This window comes from Pantoea eucrina (assembly GCF_001691555.1).
In the GTDB taxonomy this organism is placed as follows: Bacteria; Pseudomonadota; Gammaproteobacteria; order Enterobacterales; family Enterobacteriaceae; genus Pantoea; species Pantoea borealis.
This window is the reverse complement of record NZ_MAYN01000008.1, coordinates 1,446,203-1,465,894: the sequence shown is the minus strand read 5'-3', so window position 1 is coordinate 1,465,894 and position 19,692 is coordinate 1,446,203. Positions and strand designations below refer to the sequence as shown.

Annotated in this window: 18 protein-coding genes; 13 read left to right on the top strand and 5 right to left on the bottom strand. The window is 58.2% G+C overall.

Going from position 1 to position 19,692, the window contains the following annotated elements; genetic code table 11:
* Nucleotides 1-92: 92 nt before the first annotated feature.
* From BBA90_RS13000 to spy, 12 genes are all read left to right on the top strand, one after another.
* The gene (locus tag BBA90_RS13000) at nucleotides 93-1,772 is read left to right on the top strand and encodes a methyl-accepting chemotaxis protein (RefSeq protein ID WP_065649510.1); all 1,680 of its coding nucleotides are present in this window, start codon (nucleotides 93-95) and stop codon (nucleotides 1,770-1,772) included.
* A 103-nt stretch (nucleotides 1,773-1,875) separates the two neighbouring features.
* Nucleotides 1,876-2,751 carry a protein-glutamate O-methyltransferase CheR gene (gene cheR / locus BBA90_RS12995; RefSeq protein WP_065649509.1) on the top strand — a complete coding sequence of 292 codons (876 nt, stop codon included), beginning with the start codon at nucleotides 1,876-1,878 and terminating at the stop codon, nucleotides 2,749-2,751.
* Nucleotides 2,748-3,797 (top strand): protein-glutamate methylesterase/protein-glutamine glutaminase, encoded by a 1,050-nt coding sequence (locus BBA90_RS12990; RefSeq protein ID WP_065649508.1) that lies wholly within the window; start codon nucleotides 2,748-2,750, stop codon nucleotides 3,795-3,797. The genes cheR and BBA90_RS12990 overlap by 4 nt, the downstream gene beginning before the upstream one ends.
* Nucleotides 3,798-3,836: 39 nt before the next feature.
* Nucleotides 3,837-4,226, top strand: a complete 390-nt coding sequence (gene cheY, locus BBA90_RS12985) for a chemotaxis response regulator CheY (protein ID WP_039384013.1) — start codon at nucleotides 3,837-3,839, stop codon at nucleotides 4,224-4,226.
* 9 nt (nucleotides 4,227-4,235) lie between these two features.
* Nucleotides 4,236-4,877, top strand: a complete 642-nt coding sequence (gene cheZ, locus BBA90_RS12980) for a protein phosphatase CheZ (RefSeq protein WP_065649507.1) — start codon at nucleotides 4,236-4,238, stop codon at nucleotides 4,875-4,877.
* A gap of 171 nt (nucleotides 4,878-5,048) precedes the next feature.
* Nucleotides 5,049-6,470, top strand: a complete 1,422-nt coding sequence (locus BBA90_RS12975; RefSeq protein ID WP_065650481.1) for a YchO/YchP family invasin — start codon at nucleotides 5,049-5,051, stop codon at nucleotides 6,468-6,470.
* Nucleotides 6,471-6,841: 371 nt separating this feature from the next.
* Nucleotides 6,842-8,062 (top strand): aspartate aminotransferase family protein, encoded by a 1,221-nt coding sequence (locus BBA90_RS12970; RefSeq protein WP_065649506.1) that lies wholly within the window; start codon nucleotides 6,842-6,844, stop codon nucleotides 8,060-8,062.
* Entirely contained in the window at nucleotides 8,059-9,090 is a 1,032-nt protein-coding gene (gene astA / locus BBA90_RS12965) for an arginine N-succinyltransferase (RefSeq protein ID WP_065649505.1), read from the top strand. Before BBA90_RS12970 ends, astA begins: the two co-directional genes overlap by 4 nt.
* Nucleotides 9,087-10,565 carry a succinylglutamate-semialdehyde dehydrogenase gene (gene astD, locus BBA90_RS12960; protein ID WP_065649504.1) on the top strand — a complete coding sequence of 493 codons (1,479 nt, stop codon included), beginning with the start codon at nucleotides 9,087-9,089 and terminating at the stop codon, nucleotides 10,563-10,565. Before astA ends, astD begins: the two co-directional genes overlap by 4 nt.
* Nucleotides 10,552-11,880, top strand: coding sequence for an N-succinylarginine dihydrolase (gene astB / locus BBA90_RS12955; RefSeq protein WP_065649503.1), 1,329 nt, complete (start codon nucleotides 10,552-10,554; stop codon nucleotides 11,878-11,880). The genes astD and astB overlap by 14 nt, the downstream gene beginning before the upstream one ends.
* A 26-nt stretch (nucleotides 11,881-11,906) precedes the next feature.
* Entirely contained in the window at nucleotides 11,907-12,896 is a 990-nt protein-coding gene (gene astE / locus BBA90_RS12950; protein ID WP_065649502.1) for a succinylglutamate desuccinylase, read from the top strand.
* 309 nt (nucleotides 12,897-13,205) lie between these two features.
* On the top strand, nucleotides 13,206-13,697 hold the full coding sequence (spy, locus tag BBA90_RS12945; protein ID WP_065649501.1) for an ATP-independent periplasmic protein-refolding chaperone Spy: 492 nt from the start codon (nucleotides 13,206-13,208) through the stop codon (nucleotides 13,695-13,697).
* Nucleotides 13,698-13,777: 80 nt separating this feature from the next.
* On the opposite strand, the gene cho is transcribed toward spy, so the two are convergent.
* The 3 genes from cho to BBA90_RS12930 all read right to left on the bottom strand — a co-directional run bounded on the left by cho (nucleotide 13,778) and on the right by BBA90_RS12930 (nucleotide 16,885).
* A complete protein-coding gene (gene cho, locus BBA90_RS12940) occupies nucleotides 13,778-14,638 on the bottom strand; it encodes an excinuclease Cho (protein WP_065649500.1) in 861 nt (286 codons plus the stop codon).
* A gap of 111 nt (nucleotides 14,639-14,749) precedes the next feature.
* Nucleotides 14,750-15,577 (bottom strand): ammonia-dependent NAD(+) synthetase, encoded by an 828-nt coding sequence (gene nadE / locus BBA90_RS12935; RefSeq protein WP_065649499.1) that lies wholly within the window; start codon nucleotides 15,575-15,577, stop codon nucleotides 14,750-14,752.
* A gap of 117 nt (nucleotides 15,578-15,694) precedes the next feature.
* The gene (locus BBA90_RS12930) at nucleotides 15,695-16,885 is read right to left on the bottom strand and encodes a multidrug effflux MFS transporter (protein ID WP_065649498.1); all 1,191 of its coding nucleotides are present in this window, start codon (nucleotides 16,883-16,885) and stop codon (nucleotides 15,695-15,697) included.
* A 180-nt stretch (nucleotides 16,886-17,065) separates the two neighbouring features.
* Here BBA90_RS12930 and osmE point away from each other — a divergent pair, with 180 nt between their 5' ends.
* On the top strand, nucleotides 17,066-17,401 hold the full coding sequence (gene osmE / locus BBA90_RS12925; protein WP_039384034.1) for an osmotically-inducible lipoprotein OsmE: 336 nt from the start codon (nucleotides 17,066-17,068) through the stop codon (nucleotides 17,399-17,401).
* Nucleotides 17,402-17,466: 65 nt separating this feature from the next.
* Here the strand turns inward: osmE and BBA90_RS12920 are convergent, their stop codons facing one another.
* Both BBA90_RS12920 and BBA90_RS12915 read right to left on the bottom strand, forming a co-directional pair.
* Nucleotides 17,467-18,858, bottom strand: a complete 1,392-nt coding sequence (locus tag BBA90_RS12920) for an L-cystine transporter (RefSeq protein WP_065649497.1) — start codon at nucleotides 18,856-18,858, stop codon at nucleotides 17,467-17,469.
* Nucleotides 18,859-19,015: 157 nt separating this feature from the next.
* Complete coding sequence (locus BBA90_RS12915) at nucleotides 19,016-19,603, bottom strand: metal-dependent hydrolase (protein ID WP_065649496.1); 588 nt, start codon at nucleotides 19,601-19,603, stop codon at nucleotides 19,016-19,018.
* Nucleotides 19,604-19,692: the final 89 nt, after the last annotated feature.

Genomic DNA, 19,692 nt, shown 5'->3' with positions numbered 1-19,692 from the left:
AAGGAAGAGGGCCACTTCCGCTATTACCCTCCTGTAAAGATTGCCTCTGGTGCGCCGATAACTACAGCGATTCGCCAACCAATGAGGTGTTTATGTTTAGTCGTATTCGTGTTGTTTCCGGCCTGCTTTGCGTGCTGGCGCTGTTTGCGCTGCTGCAGATTTTTTCCGGTGGGATGTTCTTCTCAACGGTAAAAGCCGATAAAGATAATTTTGCCTATAACCAGCGCCTCAGTACCCTGCAGCGCGCCATGGGCACCTCCTGGGTATCGCTGGTGCAGGCGCGTAATACGCTGAACCGCGCCGGTATTCGCTATCTGCAGGATAGCCAGATGGCGGGATCGGGTGCCACGGTGAAAGAGCTGGTTGCGCTCGCCAATGATGAGCTGCAAACCGCCGATGCGGGCTTTGCCGATTTTAATGCCAGCCTCTCGGAACAGGGAAAGAGTGCGCAGAATGTACTGGCGCTGCAGGCCAACTATAAAGCCTATCGCGATGCGCTGGCTGAGCTGGTGGTATTCCTGGGGTCAGGCAACTTTAAAGGCTTTGTCGATCAGCCGACTCAGAGTCTGCAGGACAAATTTGAAAAGGATTACAACGCCTGGCTCAGTACCAATCTGGGACTGGCGCAACAGGGTATTGATGCCAATGAGCGCGCGTATCGTCACGCCATCATGCTGGTAGCGGGCACCCTGCTGATGACGCTGCTGGTTATCACGCTGGTCTGGAGCGGTATGCGCTCAGCGCTGATCCGGCCGCTGAAACAGAGCATTGAACATATCCGTCACATCGCGCGGGGCGATTTAACGCAGAGTGTTGAAGTCAGCGTGCGTAACGAAGTGGGCGATCTGCTCCGTTCGCTGGCCGAGATGCAGCAGGAGCTGGCGCGCACGGTGCGTACCGTACGCGATGGGTCTGACGCTATCTATACCGGCGCGAGTGAAATCGCGATGGGTAATAACGATCTCTCTTCACGTACCGAACAGCAGGCGGCTTCGCTGGAGCAGACGGCTGCCAGCATGGAGCAGCTTACTGCCACGGTGAAGCTGAACGCAGACAATGCCCGTCAGGCATCGCAGCTGGCGCTTAACGCCTCAGAGACCGCGCAGCAGGGGGGCAAAGTGGTCGATGGCGTGGTGAGCACCATGAAAGATATCGCCGGCAGTTCAAAGAAAATTGCGGATATCACCAGCGTTATTGATGGGATCGCCTTCCAGACCAATATTCTGGCGCTGAACGCTGCGGTAGAAGCGGCCCGCGCCGGTGAGCAGGGCCGCGGATTTGCGGTGGTTGCGGGTGAGGTGCGCAGTCTGGCACAGCGCAGTGCTCAGGCGGCTAAAGAGATCAAAGCGCTGATCGAAGATTCTGTCAGCCGCGTTAATACCGGCTCCGTGCTGGTGGAGAGCGCAGGTGAAACCATGAGTGAGATCGTCAGCGCCGTTACGCGTGTGACCGACATCATGGGTGAAATCGCGTCTGCTTCGGATGAGCAGAGCAAAGGTATCGATCAGGTTGGCGTGGCCGTGACGGAAATGGACCGGGTCACGCAGCAGAACGCCGCGCTGGTTGAAGAGGCTGCGACGGCCGCCGCGGCGCTGGAAGAGCAGGCCAGCCGCCTGAAACAATCCGTTGCTGTGTTCAATATTGGTAAAGAATTTGTCGCGCAGGCCGTTAACGTATCTACAGCGTTGAAAAAGGTACCGCCGGTTGTACAAAAAGCGCTGGCACCCGCTCCTGGCGCACGCGGCGCTGATGATAACTGGGAAACCTTTTAACGCAGCCGGGCCGCTTCTGGCGGCCCGCTAACCCGGTAAGTACCGGCAGCAGCGTAGCAATCAGAGAATAATCACTTAACAGTTTGTTGCCGGATGGCCCGAGATGAAGAAATCGACGTTCCTGGATCAAAATGAGCCGACCACGCTGCTTGCACAGATGGTACAGCGTCTGCCGCTCTCCGATACGCACTTTCGTCGTATCAGCCAGCTGATCTATCAGCGTGCGGGTATTGTACTGGCCGATCATAAACGTGAGATGGTCTACAACCGCCTGGTCCGGCGGCTGCGGACGCTGAATATCGACGATTTTGGCCGCTATCTGGCGCTGCTTGAGCAGGATCCAAACAGCGCTGAATGGCAGGCGTTTATCAATGCGCTGACCACTAACCTGACCTCGTTTTTTCGCGAAGCGCATCACTTCCCGATTCTGGCAGAACATGCCCGGAAGCGCAGCGGAAGCTACAGCGTCTGGAGTACTGCCGCGTCAACCGGAGAAGAGCCTTATTCAATCGCGATGACGCTGGCGGAAACGCTGGGCACCGGACCGGGAAAATTTCAGGTTCATGCCAGCGACATCGATACACAGGTGCTGGAAAAAGCGGTGGCGGGCGTCTATCGCCAGGAGGAGCTGCGTACGCTGTCGCAGTCACAGCTGCAGCGCTTCTTTCTGCGCGGCACTGGCCCGCATGAAGGCATGGTGCGCGTACGTTCCGAGCTGGCAGGCATGGTGCACTACTCGCAGCTGAATCTGCTGGCCAATGAGTGGGCACTGCCCGGACCGTTTGACGCTATTTTTTGCCGCAACGTAATGATCTATTTCGATAAAGAGACTCAGGAAAAAATCCTGCGCCGCTTTGTTCCGCTGCTGAAGCCGGGTGGAGTGCTGTTTGCCGGGCATTCGGAAAACTTCAGCCAGATCAGCAAAGAGTTCTGGCTGCGCGGGCAGACCGTGTATGGGCTGACTAAGGAAAGACGATGAGCAAAATCACCGTGATGTGCGTGGATGACTCGGCGCTGATGCGTCAGCTGATGACGGAAATCATCAATAGCCATCCCGATATGGAGATGGTCGCGACGGCACCGGACCCGCTGGTGGCGCGGGATTTGATCAAACAGTACAACCCGCAGGTGCTGACGCTGGATGTCGAGATGCCGCGTATGGATGGCCTCGATTTTCTGGAAAAGCTGATGCGTCTGCGGCCGATGCCGGTAGTGATGGTCTCCTCGCTCACCGGTAAGGGCTCGGAAGTGACGCTGCGCGCGCTGGAGCTGGGGGCGGTGGATTTTGTCACGAAACCGCAGCTGGGGATCCGCGAGGGTATGCTGGCTTACAGCCAGATGATCGCTGACAAAATCCGCGGCGCGGCGCGGGCGAAGCTGCATACGCGCACCGTGTCGCCGGCGCCGGTCACGCTGAAAGCCGGTCCGCTGCTCAGCAGTGAAAAGCTGATTGCAATCGGCTCTTCCACCGGCGGTACGGAAGCGATCCGTCATGTACTGCAGCCGCTGCCGGCGACCAGTCCGGCGCTGCTGATCACGCAGCATATGCCGCCGGGCTTTACCCGCTCGTTTGCCGAACGGCTGAACAAGCTCTGCCAGATCACCGTGAAAGAGGCAGAGGATGGTGAACGTATTCTGCCAGGCCACGCCTATATCGCGCCCGGCGCAATGCATATGGAGCTGGGGCGTAGCGGGGCGAACTACGTTGTAAAACTTAATGATGGCCCGCCGGTTAACCGGCACAAACCTTCCGTAGATGTGCTGTTTCGCTCGGTGGCCGTCAATGCAGGACGAAATGCAGTGGGCGTCATTCTGACCGGGATGGGAAATGACGGCGCGGCCGGGATGCTGGAAATGCATCGCGCAGGCGCCTGGACCATCGCGCAGGATGAAGCCAGCTGCGTGGTATTTGGCATGCCGCGCGAAGCGATAGCGATGGGCGGCGCCAGCGAAGTGGTCGATCTGGGCCACATCAGCCAGCATATGCTGGCAAAAATTAGCGCCGGACAGGCATTGCGAATTTAACGAGCCCGTCCTGCCGGACGAGACAACACAGGAGTAGATATGGCTGATAAAAATATGCGCTTTTTGGTAGTGGACGACTTTAACACCATGCGTCGCATCGTCCGCAACCTGCTGAAAGAGCTGGGTTTTAATAATGTTGAAGAGGCCGAGGATGGCGTTGATGCGCTGAATAAACTGCGCGCAGGCGGCTTCGACTTCGTGGTTTCTGACTGGAATATGCCAAACATGGATGGTCTGCAACTGCTGCAGACCATTCGCGCCGACGCCACGCTGAGCAAGCTGCCGGTGCTGATGGTCACGGCAGAAGCGAAGAAAGAGAACATTATTGCCGCCGCTCAGGCTGGCGCCAGCGGCTATGTGGTGAAACCGTTCACCGCTGCCACGCTGGAAGAGAAGCTGGGTAAAATTTTTGAAAAACTGGGCATGTAAGGAGATGTGATGAGCGACCTTCCGAAATCAACCGAAGAAGCCTCGGCACACGACATTATTGCCCGAATTGGCTCGCTGACGCGTATGCTGCGCGACAGCCTGCGTGAACTCGGGCTGGATCAGGCGATTGCCGAAGCCGCAGAAGCGATCCCGGATGCCCGCGATCGTCTGGATTACGTAGTACAGATGACGGCGCAGGCAGCAGAACGCGCGCTGAACAGTGTGGAAGCGTCACAGCCGCATCAGGATAAGATGGAAGCGGGCGCCACCCAGTTAAAAGGGCGCTGGGATGCGTGGTTTGAAAACCCGATCGAGCTTGCTGATGCGCGCGAGTTGGTTTCGGATACGCGTGAGTTTCTCGCTGAGGTGCCGCAGCACACGTCATTCACCAACAAGCAGCTGCTGGATATCATGATGGCGCAGGATTTTCAGGACCTGACGGGTCAGGTGATCAAGCGCATGATGGATGTTATCCAGGAAATTGAACGGCAGCTGCTGATGGTGCTGCTGGAGAACATGCCGGAAGCAAACGCAACGGCGCGTAAAGATGCCACCAGCCTGCTGAACGGCCCACAGATCCACGCAAACGCCCCTGGCGTGGTCTCCAGTCAGGATCAGGTTGATGACCTGCTGGACAGCTTAGGTTTTTAACCGCAGCGCAGAGACAGGCACCCGGTCTGTCTCTGCACTGCTCTGCCATACGCCTGCACCGCTTTCCGTAAATCCTCCTAAATAGCCAGCAGAATCAGCAGAGTGTGATAAGGTTAGATCTGCCGTTTTGTGATCGCCATCTACTTTATTACCGAAACGATAACTGATTTTATGTTGCCACTGCTTATCCGCACACTTCTGCCATTCTGCCTGACTGGCGTAGCGCTGCCTGCGCTGGCGCTGACGACCGCTACCCGCGTCACTGATGCCCCCTTTACCGATCCTGCTCATTTCCGGCAAATCGCCGATAACCTGCCGGCGCTGGGCTATAACGCTGATACCGACGTGTTCAGTAAAAAGCTGGCGACCATCGCGAAGAGTATTGGCGAAGCAAGCCAGAACGGCGACAGTGATACTTCACTGGGGCAGCAGGCCGGGATCTGGGCCTTTAATCACTTTCGCGATGAGGTCGCGACCCGGGTGGCGGATGAAGGCCAGCTGCTGCTGTCGCCTTACGGGCAGGCGCAGATCGATCTTAATGTCGACATGGAAGGCAACTTCAGCGGCAGCGGTGCGTCACTGCTGACGCCGTGGGCCGATCGCTATAACTACCTGACCTTCAGCGAGCTGGGTGTTCATCAGACGGATGACGGGATAATAGGTAATGCCGGCCTGGGACAGCGCTGGGTGGCGGGTAACTGGCTGCTCGGTTATAACGGATTTGTGGATCGTATGTTCGACAGCGGACTGCAGCGTGCGTCGGTAGGTACTGAAGCCTGGTCTGACTTTTTGCGCTTTTCCGCTAACTACTACACGCCGCTTTCAGGCTGGCGCAACCGCAATCCGTTTCAGCAGCAGCGGCTGGCGCGCGGCTATGATGTCACCACGCGCGGCTATCTGCCGTTTTATCGTCAGCTGGGCGTTTCGGTCAGCTGGCAACAGTATCTGGGCAACAATGTTGATCTGTTTAACTCCGGCAACACGTATCACAATCCCTCTGCGCTGACGCTGGGTCTCTCCTATACGCCGGTGCCACTGGTTACCGTTTCCGCCAGCCACAAAACCAGCAGCGAAGGGGAGAGTCAGGATCAGCTCGGGCTGCATCTTAACTACCGGTTCGGCGTGGCGCTCAGTCAGCAGCTCAGCCCGGATAACGTTGCCGCCACCCGTTCGCTGCGCGGCAGCCGCTATGATACGGTGACGCGCAGCTCGACGCCGGTGCTGGCTTTTCGCCAGCGAAAAACCTTCTCTGTTTTTCTCGCCACGCCGCCGTGGCAGCTGAATCCTGGTGAGAGTCTGCCGCTGAAAGTGCAGATCCGCAGCGCGAATCCGGTACGTAAAGTAAGCTGGCAGGGCGACACGCAGGCGCTGAGTCTGACGCCGGGTACCCGGCCTGACGATCCGCAGGGCTGGAGCATTATTATGCCCGCCTGGGACAGTTCGCCAGGCGCAACGAATCACTATCGTCTGTCGGTGACGGTTGAAGACAGTAAACAGCAGCGGGTCACTTCAAACTGGATCGATCTCCAGCTGCAGCCGCCGGTGGCCCTGGAACCGCATAACCGTGACAGTTTCGATATCATGGCGCCCTGATCGCACCCGTACGCGAAGGCACTTTTTCGCACCACGATAGCGCGTGCTGCGCTGCCAGCACGCGCCACGTGCCCTGTTATGGCGAAATATTTGCTGTGCGATCACAAAAGCAACATTTCCTTCCATAAATGCATAAATCCGCTAAATAATTTGCTGCCTTAGCGGCGGCGCAACCATAATATTCACTTTTTATGCAAAATAAGTGAATAACAGCCTGCCGTAACTTATTGAAATTTCGTCGTTGACTCCCTTTTATGCATTATGCCCTCTGGCTGGCACGCTTGCTGCACCTTATAGTCGGGCTGCTGATTACGCACTCTTAACAATTTTAAAACAATAGCTTCACCCGGGGTGAGGCAGGAGATCCGGCTATGTCACTGCAGGTTACACGTCACGATTTTGATCAATGGATGATGCCGGTCTATGCGCCAGCAGCCTTTGTACCGGTACGGGCTGAAGGATCGCGGTTGTGGGATCAACAGGGCAAAGAGTATATCGATTTTGCTGGCGGGATCGCCGTGAACGCGCTGGGCCATGCACACCCCGCGCTGCAGCAGGCGCTGACAGAACAGGCGGCAAAGCTGTGGCATACCGGCAATGGCTATACCAACGAGCCGGTATTGCGGCTGGCAAAACAGCTGATTGACGCAACGTTTGCCGATCGCGTTTTCTTCTGCAACTCCGGCGCCGAGGCGAATGAAGCCGCGCTTAAGCTGGCGCGCAAAGTGGCGCACGACCGCTTTGGCGATCAAAAAAGCGGCATTGTGGCGTTCACCAACGCTTTTCATGGCCGCACCCTGTTTACGGTGTCGGCTGGCGGACAGCCCGCCTATTCGCGCGACTTTGCGCCGCTGCCGCCGGCCATTCAGCATGCGCAGTTTAATCACCTGGAATCGGCCGCTGCGCTGATTAATGACAGCACCTGTGCCGTGATTGTTGAACCGATTCAGGGCGAGGGCGGCGTATTGCCTGCCGATGCAGCCTTCCTGCGCGGTCTGCGTGAGCTGTGCGATCGCCATCAGGCGCTGCTGATTTTTGATGAAGTGCAGAGCGGCGTGGGGCGTACCGGATCGCTTTACGCCTATATGCACTACGGCGTTACGCCGGACGTGCTCACTACCGCAAAAGCGCTGGGCGGCGGCTTCCCGATTGGTGCCATGCTGACGCGTGAGGATCTGGCGCAGGTGATGGGGGTGGGCACACACGGTACGACCTATGGCGGTAACCCGCTGGCGGGTGCGGTGGCGGGTAAAGTGCTGGAGCTGGTCAACCAGCCCGCTTTTCTCGCTGGCGTGACCGAGCGGCATCAGTGGTTTGTTGATCAGCTTCAGGCGATTAACCAGCGGCTGCCGGTGTTTAAAACCATCCGCGGCCTCGGGCTGCTGATTGGCGCCGTACTCAACGACGATTTCGCCGGAAAAGCCAAACAGTTCAATCTCACGGCCGCCGAAGAAGGCGTGATGGTCCTGATTGCCGGTGCCAGCGTAGTGCGCTTTGCGCCCGCGCTTAATATCAGTCAGGAAGACGTGCAGCAGGGCCTGGCCCGCTTTGAACGTGCCTGTGAACGTATTCTCAGAGGAGCCACATCATGATGGTGATCCGCCCGGTTGAACATGATGACCTGGCGCAGCTGCTCCTGCTGGCGGGCAAAACCGGCGGCGGGCTTACCTCGCTGCCGGAAGACAGCGCCACGCTGCAGGCACGTATTGAGCGTTCACTGCTGACCTGGCAGGGTGCGCTGCCGCGTGCTGAACAGGGTTATGTCTTTGTGCTGGCCGACAGTGACGATAACCGGGCCGTGGGGATCTGCGCGATTGAAGTGGCGGTCGGGTTACAGGAGCCGTGGTACAACTTCCGGGTCGGCACGCAGGTACACGCCTCCAGAGAGCTGAATGTGTACGCCAGTCTGCCGGTGCTGTCGCTCAGTAACGACCATACCGGCAGCAGCGAACTCTGTACGCTGTTTCTCGATCCCGACTACCGCGACGGCAGGAACGGCTATTTACTCTCTAAATCACGCTTTCTTTTTATGGCGAACTTCCGCGATCGCTTTATGCGTAACGTGGTGGCAGAGATGCGCGGCGTCAGCGATGACAGCGGGCACTCTCCTTTCTGGGACAGCGTAGGCAGCCATTTCTTCTCGATGCCGTTTCGCCAGGCAGATTTTCTCAGCGGCACCGGTCAGAAAGCGTTTATCGCGGAGCTGATGCCGAAACATCCGCTCTATATTCACTATCTCAGCGAGGCGGCGCAGCACGTCATTGGTGAAGTGCACCCGAAAACGGCTCCGGCGCGCGCGGTGCTGGAGGCGGAGGGTTTTCGCTATCAGAACTATATCGACATCTTTGATGGCGGACCGACGCTGGAGTGTGAAATTGATCGTATCCGGGCGATTCGAAAAAGCACGCTGCTGCCGGCAGGTGCCGGTGAGGCGCAGGCGCACTGGCCGCTCTGCCTGGTTGCTAACAGCAATTATCAGCGCTTTCGCGCCACGCTGCTGCCGGTGGATATCGCCACCGGTCACGTCTGTCTCAGTGAGAGCCAGCGTCAGGCGCTGTGCTGTGAATATGGTGATGCGCTACGGGTTGTAACACTCTGCCGCGAGGAGAAACAGGCATGACGCACTTTATTAATAATCAGTGGCTGCGCGGCGACGGTGACGCCTTCACGAAAGCCGATCCGGTTTCAGGTGAACCGCTTTGGCAGGGCAACGCCGCCTCTGTGGCTCAGGTCAGCGCCGCCTGTGCGGCAGCCCGCGCGGCGTTTCCGCACTGGGCGCGACTGCCGTTTACGGCGCGCCAGGCGGGAGTGGAAACCTTTGCCGCTCTGCTGGAGCAGCATAAGACAGAGCTGGCGGAAATCATCTCACAGGAAACCGGCAAACCGCGCTGGGAGACGCTGACTGAAGTGCAGGCGATGATCAATAAAATTGCCATTTCAGTGAAAGCGTACCATGCCCGTACCGGCGAACAGCAGTCGGGTGAAAGCGCACTGCGCCATCGTCCGCACGGGGTACTGGCGGTGTTCGGGCCCTATAATTTTCCGGGGCATCTGCCAAATGGCCACATTGTGCCCGCGCTGCTGGCGGGAAACTGCGTGGTGTTTAAGCCCAGCGAGCTGACGCCGCTGACCGCGGAACGAACCGTGCAGCTGTGGCAGCAGGCAGCGCTGCCGGCGGGCGTGCTCAATATGGTGCAGGGCGGACGTGAAAGCGGCCAGGCGCTGGCACAGGCAGAGCAGATTGACGGGGTGCTGTTTACCGGCAGCGCCGCCACGGGGTACCACCTGCACCGGCAGTTTGCCGGCCAGCCGGAGAAGATGCTGGCGCTGGAGATGGGCGGCAATAATGCGCTGATTGTCGAAGATCCGGCAGATATTGATGGCGCCGTACATATTGCTATTCAGTCAGCTTTTATTTCTGCCGGGCAGCGCTGCACCTGCGCGCGTCGCCTGCTGGTAAAACGGGGCGCGGCGGGTGACGCGTTTCTGCAGCGGCTGGTGGCCGTCTGCAGCCGGCTGCAGCCCGCGGCGTGGAATGCGGAGCCGCAGCCGTTTATGGGTAGCGTGATTTCGCCTGCCGCTGCCGGACATATTTATCAGGCGTGGCAGCAGCGCGTGGCGCTGGGCGGTGAAGTGCTGCTGAATATGCAGTGGCCGGATCGCCAGCGCGCGCTTATCACCCCAGGCATCATTGATATGACGTATGTGAGCGCGCTGCCGGATGAAGAGGTGTTCGGACCGCTGCTGCAAATCATCCGTTATGACGACTACAGTGAGGCGATTACGCTGGCTAACGCCACACGCTATGGCCTCTCATGCGGTCTGATCTCACCGCAGCGCGCGCAGTTTGATCAGCTGCTGCTGGAAGCGCGTGCCGGTATCGTCAACTGGAACAAGCCGCTTACCGGCGCGGCCAGCACTGCGCCGTTTGGCGGCATCGGCGCATCCGGCAACCACCGCGCCAGCGCATGGTATGCCGCGGACTATTGCGCGTGGCCGATGGCAACCCTTGAAAGCAGCAGTCTGGCTCTGCCCGACACGCTCTCACCGGGTCTTGACTTCTCTGCTCAGGGAGCACGCGATGAACGCAGCTGAAGTGAATTTTGATGGCCTGGTTGGTCTGACGCACCACTACGCGGGCCTGTCGTTTGGTAATGAGGCGTCAACCCGCAATCAGCTGCGGCCTTCTAATCCCAGGCTGGCGGTGCTGCAGGGGCTGCGCAAAATGAAAGCGCTGGCCGATCTTGGTTATCTGCAGGGGGTGATCCCGCCGCACGAGCGGCCTAATCTGCCGCTGCTGCGCCAGCTCGGTTTTCACGGCAGTGATGCCCGGGTGCTGGCGCGCGCTGCACAGCAGGCACCGCAGCTGCTCTCTGCCGCCAGCTCCGCTTCGGCAATGTGGGTTGCCAACGCGGCGACCGTCTCGCCGTCGGCAGACAGCGGTGACGGACGCGTTCACTTTACCGTTGCCAATCTGAATAATACGTTTCACCGCGCCATTGAAGCGCCGGAAACGGCTGACCTGCTGCGGGCAATTTTCCGCGACCCGCAGCGTTTCTGCGTGCATGACGCGCTGCCGCAGGTGGCGCTGTTTGGTGACGAAGGGGCCGCGAATCACAATCGCTTCGCGGCGCGCTACGGCGACGCCGGCCTGCAGCTGTTTGTCTATGGACGCGAGGGACAGCACGCCGGCATTACGCCTGAACGCTATCCGGCACGCCAGACGCTGGAAGCGAGCAGGGCCGTTGCGCGTCTGCATCAGCTTGATGAGGCGCGGACGATCTTCGCGCAGCAGAACCCGGCGGTGATCGATCAGGGTGTCTTCCACAATGATGTGATTGCCGTCAGTAATCAGCAGGTGCTGTTCTGCCATGAGGACGCTTTTGTCAATCAGCCTGCGTTGCTGAAACAGCTGGCAGAGCGGGTGCCGGGTTTTACTGCCATCGTGGTGCCGCGCGCGCGCGTATCCGTCAGCGATGCGGTGGCGACCTATCTGTTCAACAGCCAGCTGCTGCAGCACCCCGATGGCGGTATGCGGCTGGTTTTGCCCGAAGAGTCACGACAGCATCCGGGTGTCTGGGCTTATCTGACGGAGCTGGCTGAGAGCGGCGGACCGATTCGGGAGCTCACGGTATTCGATCTGCGCGAAAGCATGTGCAACGGCGGCGGGCCAGCCTGCCTGCGTCTGCGGGTAGTACTGACGGCGGAAGAGCAGCGGGCGGTCAATCCGGCAGTCATGATGAACGAGCAGCTGTTTACGCAGCTCAGCCAGTGGGCCGGGCGCCACTATCGCGACCATCTCACGCAGGCGGATTTGGCCGATCCGGCGCTGCTGCAGGAGGGACGTGACGCTCTGGATGCGCTGACGCAGCTGCTGAAGCTGGGCAGCGTCTACGCCTTTCAGCGCTGACGTTCAGGCAGGATAAAGGAGAAAGCATGCGCAGTTTTTTACAACAGACGCTGGCGGGCACGTCGCCTGCCGTTACGCAGGGAGAGACCGCGTATCTGCGCTGGCAGTGGCAGGCGGAAGGGATCCTCTCGCTGACGCCGCTGACGCACTGCGATCGGGCACTGGTGCTGTCAGCAGGGATCCACGGTAATGAAACGGCGCCGGTGGAAATAGTGGAACAGCTGCTGGCGCCGCTGCTGAGCGGAGAGAAACCGCTGGCAGTGCGGCTGCTGGTGATACTGGGTAATCCGGCAGCGCTGCGCAGCGGCCGTCGCTATCAGCAGTACGATCTCAACCGGCTGTTTGGTGGCCGCTGGCAGAGGGTCAGTGAAACCAGTGAAGCGCAGCGCGCCCTGCAGCTGGAACAGGTCATGGAGCGCTTCTGGCGAAGCTGTCACAGGCAGACGTCGCGCTGGCATCTTGATCTGCATACCGCCATTCGCGGTTCGTATTATCCGCGCTTTGCCGTTATGCCCGCGAGCGAACGGCCGTGGCCGGATACGTTTATGCAATGGCTGGCCGCCGCTGATCTGGAGGCACTGGTTTTTCATCGTGCGCCAGGCGGCACCTTTACCCACTACAGCTGCGAGCATCATCATGCGGCGAGCTCGACGCTCGAACTGGGCAAGGCGCGGCCGTTTGGTGACAATGACCTGTCGCAGTTCAGCGCGGTGCAGCAGGCACTCGCTGCGCTGCTTGAAGGCGAAACGTGGCCGCAGCCGCTCAGACAACCGCGGCGCTATCACGTCTCACAACAGATCACCCGTCAGGGAGAGGGATTCACGCTGCATATGAGCGCAGACACGCTGAATTTCACCGCTTTCCCGCAGGGAACGCTGCTGGCAGAAGAGGGCGATACGCGCTATTACGTACAGCAGGCGCGGGAATATGTGCTCTTTCCCAATCCGCAGGTGGCGCCGGGCCTGCGGGCCGGGCTGATGCTGACGGAAGAGAACGCACAGCTGCCGGCGCAGTAAACGGCTGAGGCGCGGCTGACGCGTGGGTGGCGTCAGCCCGCTGATATGCAGCGTTTAATATTTTGCTTTCCCGCTGCGGGCAAACTCATTACACTCCTCCTTAATTCCTGCCATTTTCCCGCTGTTGTCATACTCTTTTGCATTTTCTCACGTAATTCTTCGCAATCTCTCCATGATCGCACGATATCTGTCTTCTATGCTTTCAGGGCTTTACTCAGGTTCTGAGTAGTTGACGTTCAGCGTCGTATGCTTGTTTCCGAAGACGCGACACAGGCTGTCGTCATATAACTGACAAGAAAGGACAATATTATGCGTAAACTGACTTCTGTTTTTCTGGCTACCGCAATGGCACTGGGTGCCGCCAATATCGTCCACGCTGCGGCCGATAACCTGACGCCACCGCCGGCCGGAAGTGAAAAGCCGATGCATAAGCCAATGCGCCATCACGGTATGGAGATGTTTAAAGGCATCACGCTGACCGATGCGCAGAAAACGCAGATCCGCACCATCATGCAGGATGGTCATAAAGAGATGCAGCGTCCGTCGCCGGAAGCGCGCCGCGCGAACCATGCCATTATTGCCGCCGACAGTTTTGATCGCAGTAAAGCTGAAGCACAGGCTGAGAAAATGACCGCGAATGCTAAAGAGAATGCGGTACGCATGATGGAAACGCAGAACAAAATCTACAACGTACTGACGCCGGAACAGAAAAAGCAGTACAACGCCAATTTCGAAACGCGCCTGACGGAAAAAGCGCCACACGATGGTAAAATGCCACCACCGCCTGCTGACGGTGAGTAAACACACCGTAACCGACCCGGATTAAGACCGCCGGCGCTGTTCAGGACAGAGTGCCGCCCTGAACAGCGTCGGCGGTTTTTTTACAGCTCTATCAGCGGGAACTCGCCGGAAAGCAGCGGACGGCAGAGTATTTTATAGCCGTCGTGATCAAATCCCTGGCGCGCGCGCTGCAGCTGGCGCGCTTCCGCTTCAGTGGCCACAGACCCCAGCCAGAACCAGTGATCGATTACATGGATTTGCGTCATCTCAGCACCGCGCTCCACCATGCCAACCGGGCCTTCCCACGGCCAGCACACCACGCGAAAGCGTTCCAGGCCCTCACGGAGCCGCTGCTGATGCGCTTCCACGCTCTCTTTTCCGCAGCAGGCACCGGCACAGCGCTTCAGCGCTGCGCGAAAGCAGCCGCGCCCCGGCCGCAGGCTCTCCAGCCCGAGCAGGCCGTGACAGAGCTGCAGATCGTCTGCCATGCTTTTGAGCTTCTCCAGCGCGGCGAAACGGCTGCGAAACAGCCCGTAAAGATCGGGCGAACGTGAGAAATCGACATCTTTTGCATAAACCACTTCCGGCGCGCCTTCGCCCAGCTGGAGTGAGCAGAGCTGACGATTTTTACGCAGGCGCTTATTGAACAGCGGTTGCTGCGTTTTGATCATCTGCGCTTCCAGCAGCTGTGCGCCAATATCGCCGGCGGTAGGGATCCAGCTTACGCGCCGCGCCTGACGCAGCATGCTCGCTTCATCCGTGGTGCGAAAATGCGCCATAACCCGGCTGCGCAAATTAATGCTTTTGCCGATATAAAGCGGCAGGTTTTCGCTCTCGCCGTGAAAGGTGTAGACGCCGGGCACTTTAGGCAGCCCTTCAAGCCACTGGCGCAGGTGTTCGGGATATTGATAGATTGCCGCCGCGTCAAAGTCGAGGCGATGGCTGGTTGCTCGTCTGACCAAAGAATGCTCCGCTTACTGGTTTTGTATACAGTGTATCAGCGTGCTGTTTTTATCGCCAGTGGCAAGCGGGGCGCGACTCTCTCTCCGCAGAGGGAGAGCCGCAGGGAGAGGTTACTTTTTCCAGTAGTCGTCAAAAACAGTAACCGGCAAACGGCGTTTATGCTCGGTTTTGGTGTACCAGCCCTCAATGGTTTTCGCAGCCCCGGCATCAATGGTTTTTCCTTCCAGATAATCATCGATCTGCTGGTAGGTGACGCCAAGCGCCACTTCATCCTGCAGGCCGGGACGATCGTCTTCCAAATCGGCCGTCGGGTGTTTCATCCAGAGATGTTCCGGGCAACCCAGCGCTTTCAGCAGCTGTTTACCCTGGCCTTTGTTAAGGCGGAAGATCGGGTTTACATCGCTGCCGCCGTCGCCATATTTGGTATAAAAACCGGTGACCGCTTCCGCCGCGTGATCGGTGCCCAGCACGATGCCTTTGGTCATCCCGGCAATGCTGTACTGCGCCTTCATGCGCTCGCGCGCTTTTTCGTTACCGCGTACAAAATCTGACAGCGCAATACCCGCTTCCTGCAGTGCGCGCTCGCTGGCCAGTACCGCCTCTTTGATATTAACCACCAGAGTACGGTCAGGCTGAATAAATGCCAGAGCATCCTGACAATCCTGCTCATCGGCCTGTTTACCGTACGGCAGGCGCACGGCAATAAAGGCGTACTCTTTATCGCCGGTCTCATGACGCAGCTCGCTGACCGCGGTCTGCGCCAGCTTCCCGACCAGCGTTGAATCCTGCCCGCCGCTGATGCCCAGAATCAGCGTTTTCAGAAAAGGATGCGCTTTCAGATAGGCTTTCAGAAAATCGACGCTGACGCGGATCTCCTGCTGCGGATCGATAGCGGGTTTAACACCAAGGGCCTGAATGATTTCCTGCTGCAGTGACATGAACCTCTCCTTAAGTCGGAAGCCTGACGGCATGATGCGTAACATCAGCTAAAGCTAACGCCTTGGCCGCAAAACAACAAGCCAAACGGCGGCGAGTGCAGACGGTTTGCTGCTGAATCAGGCGCTTTTCGGACGCTGTGCCAGCAGGGTAAACATCAGGATCGCCAGCATAAAGCAGCCAAATATCGTGGCGCTCATGCTGATAACCGAGGTCCCGCCCACCCCGCTGACCGGCACGCTAATGGCGCCCAGCGTAAACATCGTCACGCCGATGACCGCAGAAGCACTGCCGGCGCGATGTCCCTGACTCTGCATTGCCAGCGATGCGGCGGTGGTTGCTATCACACCATTACTGGCGATAGAGAAAAACAGCGCGACCAGGATAACCGGCAGCGCGGCTCCGCTCAGTGCGGCTGTCAGCAGCGTAGCAGAGGCCACAAACGCCAGCATCAGCCCGCCCTTAAGCACCCGATATTCGCCCCAGAGCGGGCAGAGACGCGCGCTGGTTTGTGAAGCAATAATCAGGCCAAAACCGTTGGCGGCAAAGCAGAGGCTGAACGCCTGCGGCGACAGGCCGTAGATCTGCTGCAGCACAAATGGCGAGGCGCCGATATAGGCAAACATGCCCGACATCATAAAGCCCTGCGTCAGACAAAAGCCCATAAAGGGGCGGTGCGTGACGACCTGGCCCAGTGCCGCCCAGGCAGAAAAAAGAGAACCCTGGCTACGGCGCGCGGCCGGCAGCGTCTCATGCAGCTGCCAGCGCGCCAGCAGAATCAGCAAAATAGCAATCGCCGCCAGCACGATGAAAATACCGCGCCAGCTCATGATCGTCATCAGCGCGCCGCCCAGCACTGGCGCACCCACCGGTGCAAGGCCGTTCACCAGCATCAGCAGTGCAAAAAAGCGCGTCAGCTCGTGTCCGCTGTACATATCACGGGCAATGGCCCGTGACAGCACGGCACCGCCAGCGCCGGCCAGCCCCTCAAACAGACGGGCAATCAGTAGCGAATGAATATCTTTTGCCAGCGCACAGCCCACAGAGGCAATAAACAGCAGCAGCAGTGACAGCAGCAGGGGCCGGATGCGGCCAAATTTATCGCTCATGGGCCCGAATAACAGCTGTCCCGCCCCCAGCCCCAGCAGGCCGGCGGTCAGGCTAAGCTGAGCCGTCGAGGTCTGCGTTTGCAGATCGCGCGCCAGTTCAGGCAGCGCAGGCAGGTAAAGATCGATACAGAGCGGTCCGAGCGCCGCGAGGAGTCCGAGCGTGATGGCGTAAACCAGCCGGTTAGGGTGTGCAGATGTCATGGGGCCTCTGAGCCGGGTAAAAAGTTAACCGCGCGATTATACGGAGCAGGGCGCAGCCGCACAGCTTTTTTACGCCAGAGAGATCCCGATAAGCGCATCTAAAACGTAGCCACCAGGTTGATAAATCTGAATTTGTGTTCCAGGCTTATTCGGACATGGACAAAGTATGAGGAACAAAAAATGAATAAAGTGCTGGGATGTATCGCTGCCGCTATGACGCTGGCTGCTCTGTCTGGTTGTACCACTTATGATCGCGCGGAAAGTTATGTCACCAAACCGGTAGTAAAAGATGTGAAAAAAGGCATGACGCGTGAACAGGTACGTCAGATTGCTGGTCCGGCTTCGACCGAAGTTACCATGGCGCACGCGCGCGGCACCTGCCAGACTTACGTTATTGGCGAGCGTGATGGCAAAATGCAGACCTATTTTGTCAGCTACAACGATACCGGTCGCGTGATGAACTACGGTTTCCAGAGCTGCAAAGAATACGATACCGATCCGCAGGTTGCGCAGTAATCCGGTTTCGCAGAATAAAAAAGGGCCCGTCTGAGACGGGCCCTTTTTCATGCTGAAGTCAGCACTTAGCGGTGCGCCAGTTCGGCATGCTCATCGCTCTCCAGAATCTTTTTGTCCGTCTGGCCCAGCCAGCGGCTGGTCAGTGAACCGGCCGTCATGGAACCATTCACATTGAGCGCAGTACGGCCCATATCAATCAGTGGCTCAATCGAAATCAGCAGGGCCACCAGCGTCACCGGCAGACCCATTGCCGGCAGCACAATCAGCGCCGCAAAAGTGGCACCGCCACCCACACCGGCTACGCCAGCGGAACTCAGGGTAACAATCCCGACCAGCGTGGCGATCCATACCGGATCAAATGGGTTGATGCCGACGGTGGGGGCAATCATCACTGCCAGCATTGTCGGATAAAGCCCGGCGCAGCCGTTCTGGCCAATAGTGGCACCAAACGAGGCAGAGAAGCTGGCAATCGCTTCCGGCACGCCGAGGCGGCGCGTCTGCGTTTCCACATTCAGCGGAATGCTTGCCGCGCTGGAGCGGCTGGTAAAAGCGAAGGTGATCACTGGCCACACTTTGCGGAAGAAGCGCAGCGGATTGATGCCGTTGATCGACAGCAGCAGGGCATGCACGCCAAACATAATGGCAAGGCCAAGATAAGAAGCGAGAACAAAGCTGCCCAGCTTGACGATATCGTGCAGATTGGAACCGGCTACGACTTTGGTCATCAGAGCCAGCACGCCATACGGCGTCAGCTTCATGATCAGGCGCACCAGCTTCATCACCCAGGACTGCAGCGTATCAATCGCTGCCAGTACACGCTCGCCTTTTACTTTGTCATCGCGCAGCAGATGCAGCGCAGCGACGCCGAGGAAAGCAGCAAAGATGACGACACTGATAATCGACGTAGGATTAGCCCCTGCCAGATCGGCAAACGGGTTTTTAGGAATGAATGAGAGCAGCAGCTGTGGCGTGCTGAGATCGGCTACTTTACCTGCATAGTTGCTCTGAATAGCATTCAGCCGCGCGGTTTCCTGCGCACCCTGCACCAGACCTTCTGCGCTAAGGTGGAAGAGACCGGTAACCATAACGCCGACCAGCGCAGAGATAGCCGTGGTAAACAGCAATACACCGATAGTCAGCACGCTGATTTTGCCCAGTGAAGAGGCATTATGCAGGCGCGCCACCGCGCTCAGTATTGAGGCGAACACCAGCGGCATGACGATCATCTGCAGCAGCTGTACGTAGCCATTACCGACCAGGTTAAACCAGCTGATTGAATCCTTGACCACGTCGCTGTTTTCACCATAAACCGCCTGAAGTCCCAGGCCAAACAGCACGCCCAGTACCAGGCCAGTCAGGACACGCTTCGACAGGCTCCAGCTCTGGTTGCCAATGCGGTTAAGCAACACCAGCAGTGCCGCAAAGACCACGATGTTGATAATAAGAGGGAAATCCATACTTAACTCCAGAAAGATGCCGCCGTGCAATGTGCAGGCGGCATAGCGTAACGTAAATTTCTATCAGAGAATGTCAGGGATGTTAGCAGCACAATTAAGTGCAGGCTTATACCCAAAAAGTATGGGTTATAACTTTTTGTTTAATGTGGCGTAATGTTTAGCCGTTTTGCGGATTTATTAACCGGTTAACGCTGGTTTGCAGCGTATCAAACAGCTGCTGCGGCCAGCCGTTTGCACCAAAAGCAGGCATGCCAGCCGGAAACCAGAGTGCCGCCACCACCAGTGCCAGACAGAGCATACGCTCCAGCTGATTTCCGCTCTGGCTCCTGAGAATCGGCAGGCGAAAGCGCCAGCGGCAGGGCCACAGCAGCGGAACCCCTGCCGGCGTCAGCATGTCAGCAACAATATGGCTCAGATAGCCCAGCGTCAGTCCCTGCAGGACATCCGCCGGCAGAAACCAGTCTGCCGGAACGTTTACCTTAAACAGCCACAGACTGATAGCTACTGCCAGCAGGCTATGGGTGAAACCGCGATGTCCAAATGCCCGTGCTATGGGCTGCGAGAGCCAGCGGAAGCGCTGGCCCAGTGTGGATCGGGGATGGTCAATATCCGGCAGCAGGCAGGTCAGCAGCGTAGCGGGCACCAGATGCCACCAGTCTGCAGCAGCCAGTACTGGCGTAAGCTCCGCACGCTTAGCAAAAATAGCGCTGGCAATCGCAAAAATTATATGGCCTTCGGCCGTCATGATTAAACCTGGATGCAAAACTGTCAATGCATCCAGTATAGGGATTTATCCAGTAAATGAGAACGGTGACGCTGTAACGAATAGTGAAT